The following is a 13,111-nucleotide window of genomic DNA, read 5'->3' on the forward strand; positions in this document are numbered from 1 at the left end:
TGGGGCCGTGCCGCGCGGCAAAGTGCCGCTCGGCCCGGGGAGCCCGCGTGCCGCGCCCGCGTGCCGTGCCCGCGTGCCCTGCCCACGTGCTCGCGCGCTCGCTTCCGCGCGCTCGCTTCCGCGCGCCCCGCCCCCGTGTCCCGCCCGCGCGTTCGTTTCCGCGTTCGGGCCGGAAGTGTCGTGGGGCGGGGTGTGCGTTGGCCGCCGATGGCGTCCGCGGCTACCGCCGCCTCCTTGTCCTCGTCAGGGGTTCAGGAGGGGGGCGACATCGGTCTGCCAGGCGGACATCTGGTCCTCCAGCTCGCTCTGCGAGCGGTTGCGGAAGCGGATCTGGAGGTGGTTGACGCCGATCTCGCCCATGGCGCGCATGTGCTCGGCGATGCTGTCCGCGCTGCCGCTCAGGACGGGGGAGTCGCCGAGGTCCCACGAGGGGGTGCCGATGTGCACGGGTTCGGTGATGAAGCCGATGTCCAGGGCGCCGATGATGCCCGCTTCCTCGCGCACCCGCCTGATGTACGCGATGTCCTCGGCCATCTGGGCCCGCGGCGTCGCCTGCGGGATCCAGCCGTCGCCGCGCAGGGCGACCCGGCGCAGCGCCGGGCGGGCCTTGCCGCCGATCCAGATCGGGATGGACGCCTGGACCGGCCGCGGTGCGAGGCCCATGCCTCCGTCGGCGAAGCGCGGGCCGGCGAGCTTGGGGAATTCCTCGGTGAAGGCGGCGCGGATGCCGTCCAGCGCCTCGTCGGTGATGGCGCCGCGCTCCTCGAACGTTACGCCCAGCGCGTCGAACTCGCCGCGCAGGTGGCCGGCGCCGACGCCGAGCACGACGCGTCCGCCGGACAGGTTGTCGAGCGTCATGAACGCCTTGGCGGTGGCGAACGGGTGCCGGTACGCCGGGATGTACACGTTCGAGAGGAGCCGTACCGACGTCGTCAGCCCGGCCAGCATGCCGAGCGTGGCGACGCAGTCGTACCACGTGGTGCTCATGTGGTCGGCCTCCGGCCCGGCCGGCACGCCGATGTGGTCGCAGACGCCGACGTAGAAGAAGCCGGTGTTCTCGGCGTGCCGCGCGACGGCGACCATTTCCTCGACGCCGGCGTCGATTTCCCAGGCCTCGGCGGTGCTCTTGCTCTTGGTCTGGATCGGCAACTGCATGCCGTAGACGAGGCGGCCGGGCGGGACGATGGAAGCCATGGGCGGATGCTCCGTTCTTCGCAGTGGGGATACGCGGTGGGGTGGGGTGACGGGTGGTCAGAAGTCGTCCGCGGCGGAGCGGTTGCGCGGTTCTCCGGGAAGCGTAGTCGCGGGACCGTCCGCGCATTCTGCGGGCCGATCTGATATTCGGCGGGCCGCGGCGGCTCCTCAGTCGGCCGCCGCGGGGGCGGTGAGCATCATGGCGAGGTCCGCGGTGGCGCGTACGTCGCCGAAGGAGTGGTAGACCGTGCGCAGGCTCGCGTTGTGGGTCGGGTCGTCGCCGGTGGCGGTGGCGTCCGCGGCGACGATGACGCGGTAGCCGAGGGTGAACGCGTCCCGCGCGCTGGACTCGCAGCAGACGTCGGTCGCGGTGCCGGTGATCACCACCGTCGTGACGCCGCGCTCCTCCAGGAGTTCCGGCAGCGGGCAGCGCCCGGGGAAGAAGGCGCTGTGCGCGGTCTTCTCGGTCAGCAGGTCGCCGGGCATGGTCGTGAGGCCGCGGCTCAGCCGCTGTTCCAGGGGGCCGGTGCCGCCGCTGCCCTGGTACCGCGCGGCGATCTCGGTGCCGTAGAACTCGTCGGCCGCGGCGCGGTTCGGGGTGGGCGCGGGCAGGACCCACGCCACGGTGCCGCCCGCGCTGCGCACGCAGGTGGCCAGGTATTGGATGTGCGGAACGATGCCGCGCGCGTACGGATTGGCGTCGGTGTGGAACGGCACCATGTCGACCACGATCAGCGCCGTTCGGTACGGGTCGAGTTCGGGATACGCCCACCGCCGCCCGCGCCGCGCCTGGTGCCGCTGGTACTCACGGTCGGGAACACGCCACTCGTGCACCAGTTCTCGGCCGGTCGCGCTGGTCGACTGCACAAATGCCTCCTCGGCGATGCGAACGCCGAACAGAATGCCCGCAGTCGGGCCTCTTTGCCTGCCGGAGCGGCCGAGAGGTAACCGGACGTTCGTCACGGTGTCGCACGCGCGCGGCCGGGCGCGCGGCGAAGTCCGCTGCCGCGACCGGGGCCTTGCCGTGCGGCGCGGCCCGGCGGACCGGGAACTCCGCGGGGTCCCGGGCCGGGCCGTGTCTGCCGGACGCGACCTCGCTGAGCGGTGTCAAATACCGGAGCCGGTCTGTCCTGGGACTGAGGCATGCCTTACCTTACTCAGATGTCTGTCGAAGTCGCGGCCGCTCCCGGACGGCGCCGGCGTGTTGTCGTGTTCGGGGTGCTGCTCGTCGCGCTGGTCGCCGCGGTGTTCGCGTCGCTGGCGATCGGAACGCGCACCAACGCACCGTCAGAGGTGTTCGCCATGCTCGGCGGGGACCGCGAGGACACCGCGGGGCTCATCTGGGACCTGCGTGTGCCGCGAACTCTCGTCGGGCTGATGGTCGGTGTGGCCCTGGGCGCCGCGGGCGCGCTGGCGCAGCAGGTCACCCGGAACCCGCTGGCCGACCCGGGACTGATCGGGGTGGCCTCGGGCGCGGCGTTCGCGGTCGCGTCCGCGGTCGCGCTGTTCGGGCTGACCGGTCCGTACACCGCGGTGTGGTTCGCGTTCGCGGGTGCCGCCGCGGCGGGGGCCGTGGCGTACGGGGTCGGCGGCCGCGGGCGCGGCGGCGCGACGCCCGCGAAACTCGCCCTGGCCGGTGTCGCGGTCTCGGCGCTGCTGGACGCCGCCACCGGCGCGCTGGTGCTCTCCGACCCCGAGGCGCTGTCCCGCTACCGTGCCTGGGCGGTGGGCTCGCTCACCGGCCGGGACGCGGACGACGCCTGGCAGTTCCTGCCGTTCGTGGTGGCCGGGCTCGTCCTCGCCTTCGTCATCTCGCCCCGCCTCAACGCGCTCGCCCTCGGGGACGACACGGCCACCGCGCTCGGTGCGCGCGCCGGAACCACCCGGGCGCTGGGCGCGCTCGCCGTGGTCCTGCTCACCGGGTCCGCGGTGGCCGCCGCCGGGCCCATCGTGTTCGCGGGGCTCGCGGTGCCGCACATCGTCGGCGCCTTCACCGGACCGGACGCCCGGCAGTTGATCCCGGCGTCGGCGATCGGCGGCGCGGTCCTGCTGCTGTCGGCCGACGTGGTGGGACGCGTCGTGGCGCGGCCCACCGAGGTCGAAGTCGGGGTCGTCACGGCCTTCTTGGGCGGCCCGTTCCTCATCGCCCTGGTCAAGATCGGCAAACTGCGGGAGCACGCACGATGACCGCGACGGCGAGCCCCGCGAAGCGGGCACCCGAAGGTACCGCCGGGGACGGCGGCAAGGGCCGTGGCAGGCGCGGCGGGCGGCGCGTGCCCGCGACGGTCCGGTTCGCCGCGGGGCCGGTGGGCTTCGCGCTGCGGCTGCGCGTGCTCCTGGCTTGCGCAGTGCTGCTGGCACTGGCGTTCGTCGCGCTGGTCGCCTCGCTCGCCATGGGCGACTACGAACTCCCGTGGTCCGACGTGGTTGCCGCGCTGTTCGGCGGCGGGCCGGACGACGCCGAGCTGATCGTGCACGAACTCCGGTTGCCGCGCGCTCTCGTGGCCGTCATGGTGGGGTTCGCCCTGGGACTGGCCGGCGCGGTCTTCCAGGCCGTGACGCGGAACCCGCTCGCGGGGCCGGACATCGTGGGCATCACCGCGGGCGCGGGGGCGGGCGCGGTGATCGCCATCCTCGCGGGCGGCGTGGGTACGGGCGCCTCCGCCACGTACGGCCCGGTCCCCCTCGGCGCGCTGGTCGGCGCCATCGGCACCGGGCTGCTGGTCTATTTCCTCGCGTTCCGGCAAGGCACCATCACCGGCTACGGGTTCGTCCTGGTCGGGATCGCCGCCAACGGCATGCTCGTCGCGTTCACCCGCTGGGCCCTGGCCCGCGTCGACATCGACGCCGCGACCCGGGCCACCGCGTGGCTGACCGGCAGCCTGGAGAACCGCGACTACACCCAGGTGCGGTGGATGGCGATCGGCTTGGTGGTGCTGGTCCCGCCGCTGGTGCTGCTCGTCCGGCCGTACCGCATGCTCCAGTTCGGGGACGACATCGCGACGGGCCTCGGCGTGCCGACCCGCGCGGCGCGGACCGGGATGTTGCTCGTGGGCACGTGCCTGGCCGCGCTGGCGACGGCGTGTGCGGGACCGGTGGTGTTCGTCGCGCTCGCCGCCCCGCAGGTGGCCCGGGGGCTGGCGGGAACGGCGGAAATCCCGTTGTTCACGGCCGGTTTCGCGGGGGCGGTGATCGTCGGCGGATCGGATCTGCTGGCCCGCACGGCGTTTCCGGAGACGGTTCCGGTGGGCATCGTGACGGGGCTGATCGGCGCGCCCTACCTGCTGTGGTTCCTCGGACGCGCGAACAAGGTGGGCCGCGGGGGCTGATCACCTTGGTCGGTCCGGGCGGTTCGGCGGTTCTCACATCGTCACGGCCCGGACCGCGCCCGCCGGCGCCCCGACCCGCATACGCGAACCGGCCGAGGCACCAGGGCGGGCGGCCCGGGGCCTCGGCCGGAGTCGGCGGCGGCTGACGTCGAGGGGTGTCAGGTCGCCGGGACCAGGTGCTGCGCGACGGACCGCAGCTTCTCGCAGGTCTCCTCGAACTCCCGTTCCGGCGTCGACTGTTCGACGATCCCGGCACCGGCTTGCAGCCAGGTGCGGGTACCGCGGCGGAAGACCGTGCGCAGCACCAGCGCCGCGTCGATCGCCCCCGTGTGGTCGGCGGTGATCACCGCGCCGCTGTACAGCCCGCGCGGATGCGCCTCGTTGCGGTGGATCACGCGGTACGCGGCGGGCTTCGGCACACCCGACGCCGTGACCGCCGGGAACAGCGCCGCGAACGCCTCCCAGGGGCCGACGTGTTCGGCCAACCGCCCGGTGACGGCGGAGGCCAGGTGCTGGACGGTGCCGCGTTCCTTGACCTCCATGAACCCCCGCACCACCACCGAGTCCGGGGCGCACAGGGGCAGCATCTCGTCGTACGCGACCTTGACCGATATCGCGTGCTCGAATATCTCCTTGGCGTCGCTCAACAGGTCCGTACGCCGCGCCTCGTCGAGGCCGTCGGACTCCAGGGCCCGGGTCCCGGCCAGGGGTTGGGTGAGCACCTGCCGGTCGGCGTCGACCGAGACCACGATCTCCGGGCTGAAACCGGTCGCGCGCAGGTCGCCGAGTCCGAGCAGGAACGAGCGCGTCGGCGTGTTGGCGCGGCGCCCGGCGAGGTAGGTGCCGGTCAGGTCGACGTCGTGCGGTATCGGGACGACGCGGGACAGGATGACCTTCTGCAACTGCCGCGACCGGATGTCGTCGATGGCCGATCCGACCGCGGAGTGGTAAGCGCCGGGGTCGGTCCCGGTGACGTCCAGCGGCTCCGGCGACTTGCGGGGGACCGGCTGATAGTGCGTCAGCAGGCGGACGGCGGCTTCCAGTTCGCGCATGCTGACCGAGCGCACCTCGGCGCGTCCCCCGTCGATGCGCACCTCGGTGCGCGGCAACAGCAGGTGCAGCAGACGCGCGTCGCCGACCAGCTCGGGCATACCGGCGTGCACGTAGGCCAGTTCGAAGCCGGCCCAGCCGTACGCCCGCCACTCCGGGATCCGCAGGCCCTCCAGCGCCGCGGAGACCGCGGGCAGCGGGGATCCGGTCCAGGCCACCCGGTGCTCGTCCGGTCCGGCGCCGGGCACCGACTCCGGGTCGGGATCCGGTACGCGGACGACGACCTCGTGCGGCGTGGCCTCGACCTCGGCCAGGGTGCCGAGCGCGACGAGCCAGGAGCCGTTGCGCTCGTAGACGACGTGTGCGTCGGCGCCCAAGGGCGATTCGGCGAGGGCCGCGGCGAGCTCCAAAGGATCTGCGGAGACGGCGAGTTCGCGGCGGAGAAGGGGCACGGTGGCCTCCGGTGTGCAGGCAGGCAGGGCCGGGAAGTTAGGTGAGCCTACCCTAAAACCAACCCGCTCCGGCAGACCTGGTGACACGCGTTTGATTAGGTTAGCCTCACCTTCATGCCTGACCTCGCCCACGCGCCAGACTTCGTCCATGACTTCGTGGGCGTCGGCTTCGGCCCCAGCAATCTCGCGCTCGCCGTCGCCGTCGCCGAACACAACACGACGGCGGCGGACGACCCGATAGACGCCCTGTTCCTGGAAAGGCAACCGCAGTTCGGATGGCACCGCGGCATGCTCGTCGACGGTGCCACCATGCAGGTGTCCTTCCTCAAGGACCTGGTCACAATGCGCAATCCGACCAGCGACTTCAGTTTCGTCTCGTACCTGCACGCCGCCGGACGCCTGGTCGCCTTCGTCAACGGCAAGTCGTTCTTCCCGCTCCGCGCCGAGTTCCACGGCTACCTCGAATGGGCCGCGGCCCGCGTTGCGGACTCGGTCCGATACGGAACCGAAGTGACGGCGATAACCCCGGTGATGACGGATGGTCAGATCGACGCGTTCGACGTCACCGCGACCACGGCCGACGGCGGCACGCGTATCCACCGGGCCCGCAACGTCGTCATCGCACCCGGTCTGAGCCCGCGCCTGCCGGAAGGCGTCGCCGCCTCGGCGCGCGTCTGGCACAACAGCGAGCTCGTCCCGCGCGTCGCCGCCGCGGACCCCGCGAAGATCCGCACCGCGGTGGTGGTCGGCTCCGGCCAGAGCGCCGCGGAGAGCGCCGACTACCTGCACCGCCGCTTCCCGGACGCCGAGGTGCACGCCGTGTTCTCGCGCTACGGCTACGCGCCCGCGGACGACAGCCCGTTCGCCAACCGCATCTTCGACCCGGCAGCGGTGGACGACTACTTCGACTCGCCCGAAGACGTCAAGGACATGCTCACCGCCTACCACCGCAACACCAACTACTCGGTGGTGGACGGGGATCTGATCGCCGACCTGTACCGGACCGTGTACGAGGAGCGGGTGCTGGGCCGCGAACGCCTCCGCATCCGGCACGCGTCCCGCATCAACTCCCTCCGGGACGGGCCGGACCACGCCCGCCTCGACATCGAGTACCTGCCCACCGGCAAGACCGAGACCGTGGACGCCGACGCCGTCGTCTACGCCACCGGCTACCGCCCGCACGACGCCCTCGCCCTGCTCGGCGAGGCCGCGGACGCCTGCCTGCGCGACACCGCCGGGCGACCCCGTCTCGGGCGGGACTACCGCGCGGCGACCGCCCCCCATGTCACCGCCGGCATCTACCTGCAAGGCGGCACCGAGCACACCCACGGCCTCAGTTCGACCCTGCTCTCCAACATCGCGGTACGCGCCGGCGAGATCCTCGGATCGGTGCGCGACCACCGCGGCAGCGTTCCGTCCCCGACCCGGAAGAACTGACCATGCGGCTCGGGGAGATCGCCGCGGACACCACCCCGCTCCGCGAAAGCCGCGAATTCCGGCTGCTGTTCGCCGCGTCCGCGCTGTCGATGCTGGGCACCGCACTCACTTCCGTGGCGGCCAGCATCCAGGTCTACGACATCGGCGGATCCTCGCTGCACGTCGGCATGGTCAACATCGTCATCGCGGTGAGCCTGTGCGTGGGCCTGCTCACCGGCGGTGTGGTCGCCGACCGAACGGACCGCCGCAGGATCATCCTCGGCACCAGGGCGGGCGCCGCGGTGGTGGTGTTGGCACTGGCCGTCAACGCGCTGGCCGACAACCCGCGGCTGTGGGTCATCTACCTGCTCGCCGTCGCCGCCGGGTTGGTGAACGGCCTGGGCGCACCCGCGCTCATGGCAGTGACGCCCGCGCTCGTCGGACGCAGGCAACTGGCCGCGGCAGGTGCATTGTTGACGCTGACCACGCAGTTCGGCGCGATGGTCGGGCCGATGGTCGCCGGTCTCGTGGCGGCCGGGCCCGGAGTCGCGACCTGCTACCTGCTGGACGCCTCCGGCTTCGCGATCGGGGCGGTGCTGCTGTGGCGGTTGCCGGAACTGCGGCCGGAGCGGCCGGAGTCGGGGGCAGGGGCAGGCCCTGGGGAGGGCGCGGCAGACACGCCCTCGGACGCTCCGACTTCGGACGGCCTGGCGCCGGAGGGTCCGGCGTCGGCCCGCTCGGCGTCGGCCGCGAAAGGGTCGGACACCGAAGCCCCGGCCGGCGAGGCCCCGGACGCCGAACCCGAGGGCGGCCGCCCGCTGCACGAGATCGCCGCCGGATTCCGGCACGTGCGCGCCGACCCCGTCATCCGCGCGCTCATGCTCGTCGACCTCTTCGCCGTCATCCTCGCCATGCCGTACGCCCTGTTCCCCCAGATGGGCGAACACGTCTTCGACGGCGGCCCGATCACCGTCGGCCTGCTGTACAGCGCCCCCTCGGTCGGTGCCTTCCTCGGCGCACTCACCAGCGGCTGGACGGGCCGCAGCACCCGTCCCGGCGTCGCGCTCGGCGCCGCAGCGGCCGGGTGGGGGCTCGCGGTCGCCGCCTTCGGCGCCGCGGAACTGCTGTGGCTCGCACTGCCTTTGCTGGCGCTGGCCGGGTACGCCGACACCATTTCGGAGATCCTGCGGCGCACGCTGATCCAGGCGTACACCCCCGATCACCTGCAAGGCCGGGTGGGCAGTCTGTGGCTCGCCCAGGCCACCGCCGCGCCGTCGGCGGGCAACGCCCTTGCGGGAGGCGGCGCGAAGCTCGTCGCCCCCGGAACGGTGCTGATGGCCGGAGGGGTCGCCTGTGTGGCCGCGGTCGGCGCGGTCTCCTGGGGCTCGCCCGCACTCCGCAAGGCCACGCTGACCGGCGGAGCGGACGAGGACCCGGCGGAGCCGGGCACCGAACGTACCGCCGACACCGCGGCGGGCGCCGCGGCGGGCACGGGCACGGGCGCCGCGCCCGCGAACGGCGGTCCCGCCGACCCCGCGCCTGTGAACGGTGGTCCCGCCGACCCCGCGCCCGTCCCGGCCCCCACAACCGACTCCTTCGCAGAGAGGCAGGACCCCGATGACCGCCACCAACCCGTTTGACGACGAGGACGGCGAATTCCTCGCCGTCGTCAACGACGAAGGCCAGCACGCGCTGTGGCCGACCTTCCTCGACGTCCCGGACGGCTGGGGCACGGTCCACGGACCGGACACCCGGGCCGCGTGTCTGGAGTACATCGACGCCCACTGGACCGACCTGCGTCCGCGAAGCCTGGCCGCCGCGACCGCGGCCGCCGCAACCCCCGGCGCCAGCGCCGCGAACAAGGACTGAGCGAGGACCGACCGTGCTGCGCAACCTGCTCTCCGGAAAGATCCACCGCGCCCGCGTCACCCAGGCCGATCTCCACTACGTCGGGTCCCTGACCGTGGACGAGGACCTGCTCGACGCGGCCGGGATCGTCGTGAACGAGGTCGTCCAGGTGGTCGACATCGACAACGGCGCGCGCCTGACGACGTACGCCATACCCGGCCCCCGCGGCTCCGGCGTCATCGGCGCCAACGGCGCCGCCGCGCGCCTCGTGCACCCCGGCGACCTGCTCATCATCATGGCGTTCGGTCTCGTGGACGACGCCGAACTGGCCTCCCACACCCCGCGCGTCGTGCACGTCGACGCGGAGAACCGCATCGTGGCGCTGGGCGGCGACGCCGCCGAGCCGGTGCCGGGAGCGCCCGACCAGATCCCGGGCACGGTGCTCGCGGCGGGCGTCTGACCGGACGCCCGCCGTGACCCGGGTCGCGGGCGGTCTCGCACCGTACGGCGACCCGGGGCTCGGCGAACGGTCCCGAGCGCGCCCGACACCTGACGCACCTGACGAGCCCACTGAACGCCGATGGGCGGCCCCCCGTGAGGGGGACCGCCCATCAGTAGTTTCCCGGGCCTGTGTCAGCCGTTCAGCCGCACCTCGGCCCGTACCGCCCGTTCTCGTGCGCTGCCGCCTGCGCGATCAGCTGCGGGGCACCTTCGCAGCCTGCGAGATCCGCGGCATGACCTTCTCGATCACGTACTCCAGCGACAGCGGGGTGGCGAACCGCAGCGCCCAGAAGTCGTTGGAGTCCAGGGCGACGTATGAACCCCGCTTCACCACGTTCAACTTGGCGAACTGAGGGTTGGCCTCGATCGCCTTTTGCAGGTCGGCGTCCGCGTTGTAGTTGCTCAGCAGGACGTCCACTTCCAGCACGTCGAGGCGTTCCATGCTCAGTTCGGCCGCGAAGCCCGCGCCCGGCAGGTTCGCGATCGAGTCGGGGAAGGTCATGCCGAAGCCGTTGAGCAGTTTGACCCCACCGTCCGATTTGTCCTTTAGCACCGCAATAGTGCCCGCGTTCTGCGCGTTGGTGAGCGCGAATGTCTTGCCTTTGACCTCCGGGTAGGTGGTGCCCACCGCGGTGATCTTGGCCTCAAGGTCGGTGACCAGCTTCTCCGCCTCCGCGGACTTACCGAGCGCCTTGCCGACCTGGCGGGTCACCTGCTGCCAAGTGTCTTGCGACGGACCGGTCTCGAACGCGGTGGTCGGTGCGATCTTCGACAGCTTCTCGTACTCTTGTTCGATCCAGTAGTCGGTGTTCGCCAGGATCAGGTCCGGTTTGAGGGCGAGCACCTTCTCGATCGGCGCGCCGTTCTCGCCCATCGTGATGATCTCGGGCTTGCTGGCCCCGAGCTTCGGCTTTGCCCAGGGGGCGATTCCGTCCGGCGGTGTGGTCTCCACCATTCCGGTGAGCGAGACCGCGAGCGCCAGCGCGGCGTCCTGGTCGGCTTCACCCAGGGCCACGATGCGCTTCGGCGCCTCCTTGATGGTGGTGGTCCCCAGCTTGTGCGTGATCGAGACCGGGTACGCGGCGGCCGGCGGCGGCGACGCGGCGGGCGCGGACGCGGCGGCCGAAGGCGAGGACGACGTGCTGTCCGCGTCGTCCTTGTCGTCGCCGCAGGCCGCGAGCCCGAGAGCGAGGGCCGCGGCGACACCCGCGGCGGCCAGGCGGCGGAGGCCGCGGTGGGTACCGGTTCTGTGCATGTCGTGAAGTCGCCTTCCTAGAAGGGGTGGTGCGGGGTTTCGCGGCGTGGCAGCGGCCGGTGGGTGCGGCCGCCGCCACGGCACGCGGGGATCAGGGGGCGTCGAGCCGTGCGAACGCCTCGCGCAGCAGCGGGCCGATGGCGGCCACGGCGTCGCGGGACAGCAGATCGTCGTGGTCGTACGGGACTTCGCGGGCGTGCACGGCACCGCGGATGTGCTCGCGCCACACCGCGGCGCCGGTGCGCNCGTGCGAACGCCTCGCGCAGCAGCGGGCCGATGGCGGCCACGGCGTCGCGGGACAGCAGATCGTCGTGGTCGTACGGGACTTCGCGGGCGTGCACGGCACCGCGGATGTGCTCGCGCCACACCGCGGCGCCGGTGCGCCGGGCGTTGCCGTCCGCGACCACGCAGAGCAGGTCGCCGGTGAACGGCTCGAACGGGCGTGACGGCGACAGGTATTCGTGCACCGACCGGGCGGCGAGCAGGCGTTCGACGACGTCGTCGCCGAGTCCCGCCAGCACGTCCGCGTCGCCCGGCACCGCGCGGGACAGGTGCTCGCGCGCCGCGCCGGCGTCGAACCCGTCGCCCCCGGACCGGCCTTCGCCGTCCAGCGGGACGGGCGGCTGCGCGTCCAGCACCGCGAGGAACCGCACCTCCTCACCCGCCCGTTGCAGCAACCCGGCCAGGGCGAAGGCCGTTTCGCCGCCGAACGACCAGCCGAGCAGGTGGTACGGGCCGTGCGGCTGCACGCGGCGGATCCTCGCCAGGTATTCGGCGGCCAAGTCCTCCAGGCATGCGGCCGGTTCGGCGCCGGCGACGACCGGGGACTGGAGCCCGTACACCGGCCGGGAGTCCGGCACGAAGGGCAGCAGTGCGGCGTACGGCCAGGCCAGCCCGAAGCCCGGATGGATGCAGAACAGCGGCGGCGACGCCCCGTCGGGACGCAGCGGCAGCAGAGGCGCGAAGGCCGCGTCGCCGCGCTCCCGCCCGCCGCCCAACCGCTCGGCAAGCGCCGCGGGGGTCGTCGCGGTGAGGACGGTCGCCACGGTCACTGCGGCGGGATCCGCGGCGAGTCCCGCGTCGCGGATCAGCGACACCAGACGCACCGCGAGCAGCGAGTGCCCGCCGAGCGCGAAGAAGTCGTCGTCGACCCCGACGCGCGGCAGGTCCAACACCTCCGCGAAGATCCGGCACAGTTCGGCCTCGTCCTCGTTGCGCGGGCCTCGCGCCGAGACGGTCTCGGCCAACTCCGGCTCCGGCAGCGCGTCCCGGTCGAGCTTGCCGTTCACGGTCAACGGGAGCGCGTCCATCGCGACGAAGACGCCCGGCACCATGTAGTCCGGCAACTGCGCGGCCAGCCAAGGCCGTACCTCGTCCGGGTCGGCGCCGCCCACGATGTAGGCGACCAGCCGCTGCCGGTCCGCCGTGGGCACCACCGCGGCGTGGGTGATGTGGGGGTGGGTGGTGAGGGTGGTTTCGATTTCGGTGGGTTCGATGCGGTGGCCGCGGCTTTTGGTCTAGTGGTCGGTGCGGCCAAGGTAGCCGAGGGTGCCGTCGGGGCGGTGTCGGGTGAGGTCGCCGGTGCGGTAGAGGCGGCTGCCGGGGGGTCCGTAGGGGTTGGGGACGAAGCGCGCGGCGGTCTGCCCGGCGTTGTCGTGGTACGCCCGGGCCAGGCCGCAGCCGGATACGTACAACTCGCCCGCTACCCCGGGCGGGACGGGCCGCAGGTGGCGGTCCAGGACGTACACCTCGGTGTTGTGGATCGGGCGCCCGAGCGCGGGAGTCGCCGATTCGTCGGTGCCGGCGCCGAGGGTGTTGATGGTGTATTCGGTCGGGCCGTACAGGTTGTAGCCGAGCACGCCCGGTGTCTCGCGCAGGGCGGTCCAGACGTCCCCGCCGACCGCCTCGCCGCCGAGCAGGACCAGGCACGGGCGGTGGCCCCGGTCGAGCAGGCCGAGTTCGATCAGCTGGGCCGCGTAGGTCGGCGTCACGTTGATGACGTCGATGTGGTGGTGGTTGAGGTAGGCGGTGAGCGCGTGGGCGTCGCGGCGGAGTTGTTCGTCGCA

12 protein-coding genes are annotated in these 13,111 nt (G+C 72.7%); 6 read left to right on the top strand and 6 right to left on the bottom strand.

Annotated features, from left to right (window positions below; all coding sequences use genetic code 11):
• Nucleotides 1-243: 243 nt before the first annotated feature.
• Together ACRX5S_RS03080 and ACRX5S_RS03085 are read right to left on the bottom strand one after the other, a co-directional pair.
• Nucleotides 244-1,194 (bottom strand): TIGR03619 family F420-dependent LLM class oxidoreductase, encoded by a 951-nt coding sequence (locus tag ACRX5S_RS03080; protein ID WP_436771107.1) that lies wholly within the window; start codon nt 1,192-1,194, stop codon nt 244-246.
• 168 nt (nt 1,195-1,362) lie between these two features.
• Complete coding sequence (locus ACRX5S_RS03085) at nt 1,363-2,061, bottom strand: isochorismatase family protein (RefSeq protein ID WP_436771108.1); 699 nt, start codon at nt 2,059-2,061, stop codon at nt 1,363-1,365.
• A 294-nt stretch (nt 2,062-2,355) separates the two neighbouring features.
• Here ACRX5S_RS03085 and ACRX5S_RS03090 point away from each other — a divergent pair, with 294 nt between their 5' ends.
• Both ACRX5S_RS03090 and ACRX5S_RS03095 read left to right on the top strand, forming a co-directional pair.
• Nucleotides 2,356-3,381 carry a FecCD family ABC transporter permease gene (locus ACRX5S_RS03090; RefSeq protein ID WP_436771109.1) on the top strand — a complete coding sequence of 342 codons (1,026 nt, stop codon included), beginning with the start codon at nt 2,356-2,358 and terminating at the stop codon, nt 3,379-3,381.
• Nucleotides 3,378-4,523, top strand: a complete 1,146-nt coding sequence (locus ACRX5S_RS03095) for a FecCD family ABC transporter permease (protein WP_436771110.1) — start codon at nt 3,378-3,380, stop codon at nt 4,521-4,523. Before ACRX5S_RS03090 ends, ACRX5S_RS03095 begins: the two co-directional genes overlap by 4 nt.
• Nucleotides 4,524-4,681: 158 nt before the next feature.
• On the opposite strand, the gene ACRX5S_RS03100 is transcribed toward ACRX5S_RS03095, so the two are convergent.
• Nucleotides 4,682-6,025, bottom strand: coding sequence for a salicylate synthase (locus ACRX5S_RS03100; RefSeq protein WP_436771111.1), 1,344 nt, complete (start codon nt 6,023-6,025; stop codon nt 4,682-4,684).
• 114 nt (nt 6,026-6,139) lie between these two features.
• Between ACRX5S_RS03100 and ACRX5S_RS03105 the strand changes: the two genes are divergently transcribed.
• Genes ACRX5S_RS03105 through panD form a run of 4 tightly spaced genes read left to right on the top strand, consistent with a single transcriptional unit; the run spans nt 6,140 to nt 9,749 of the window.
• Complete coding sequence (locus ACRX5S_RS03105; protein ID WP_436771112.1) at nt 6,140-7,462, top strand: lysine N(6)-hydroxylase/L-ornithine N(5)-oxygenase family protein; 1,323 nt, start codon at nt 6,140-6,142, stop codon at nt 7,460-7,462.
• A gap of 2 nt (nt 7,463-7,464) precedes the next feature.
• Nucleotides 7,465-9,081: an MFS transporter gene (locus ACRX5S_RS03110; protein WP_436771113.1), complete on the top strand. Its 1,617-nt coding sequence runs from the start codon at nt 7,465-7,467 to the stop codon at nt 9,079-9,081.
• Nucleotides 9,059-9,310, top strand: a complete 252-nt coding sequence (locus ACRX5S_RS03115; protein ID WP_436771114.1) for an MbtH family protein — start codon at nt 9,059-9,061, stop codon at nt 9,308-9,310. The genes ACRX5S_RS03110 and ACRX5S_RS03115 overlap by 23 nt, the downstream gene beginning before the upstream one ends.
• Nucleotides 9,311-9,323: 13 nt before the next feature.
• On the top strand, nt 9,324-9,749 hold the full coding sequence (gene panD, locus ACRX5S_RS03120; RefSeq protein ID WP_436771115.1) for an aspartate 1-decarboxylase: 426 nt from the start codon (nt 9,324-9,326) through the stop codon (nt 9,747-9,749).
• 234 nt (nt 9,750-9,983) lie between these two features.
• On the opposite strand, the gene ACRX5S_RS03125 is transcribed toward panD, so the two are convergent.
• The 3 genes from ACRX5S_RS03125 to ACRX5S_RS03135 all read right to left on the bottom strand — a co-directional run.
• Complete coding sequence (locus ACRX5S_RS03125) at nt 9,984-11,045, bottom strand: iron-siderophore ABC transporter substrate-binding protein (protein ID WP_436771116.1); 1,062 nt, start codon at nt 11,043-11,045, stop codon at nt 9,984-9,986.
• 17 nt (nt 11,046-11,062) lie between these two features.
• Nucleotides 11,063-12,541, bottom strand: coding sequence for a thioesterase domain-containing protein (locus ACRX5S_RS03130; RefSeq protein WP_436771155.1), 1,479 nt, complete (start codon nt 12,539-12,541; stop codon nt 11,063-11,065).
• A 21-nt stretch (nt 12,542-12,562) separates the two neighbouring features.
• On the bottom strand, nt 12,563-13,111 hold a 549-nt coding region (locus ACRX5S_RS03135; RefSeq protein ID WP_436771117.1), incomplete at its 5' end, for an AMP-binding protein.

Origin of the sequence: Yinghuangia sp. YIM S09857 (assembly GCF_051388915.1) — a bacterium.
GTDB lineage: Bacteria > Actinomycetota > Actinomycetes > Streptomycetales > Streptomycetaceae > Yinghuangia.

Bases quoted from the DNA above. Each gene is read 5' to 3' on its own strand.
- ACRX5S_RS03080 (WP_436771107.1), bottom strand. From the start codon at position 1,194: ATGGCTTCCATCGTCCCGCCCGGCCGCCTCGTCTACGGCATGCAGTTG.
- ACRX5S_RS03090 (WP_436771109.1), top strand. From the start codon at position 2,356: ATGTCTGTCGAAGTCGCGGCCGCTCCCGGACGGCGCCGGCGTGTTGTC.
- ACRX5S_RS03095 (WP_436771110.1), top strand. From the start codon at position 3,378: ATGACCGCGACGGCGAGCCCCGCGAAGCGGGCACCCGAAGGTACCGCC.
- ACRX5S_RS03105 (WP_436771112.1), top strand. From the start codon at position 6,140: ATGCCTGACCTCGCCCACGCGCCAGACTTCGTCCATGACTTCGTGGGC.
- ACRX5S_RS03110 (WP_436771113.1), top strand. From the start codon at position 7,465: ATGCGGCTCGGGGAGATCGCCGCGGACACCACCCCGCTCCGCGAAAGC.
- ACRX5S_RS03115 (WP_436771114.1), top strand. From the start codon at position 9,059: ATGACCGCCACCAACCCGTTTGACGACGAGGACGGCGAATTCCTCGCC.
- ACRX5S_RS03125 (WP_436771116.1), bottom strand. From the start codon at position 11,045: ATGCACAGAACCGGTACCCACCGCGGCCTCCGCCGCCTGGCCGCCGCG.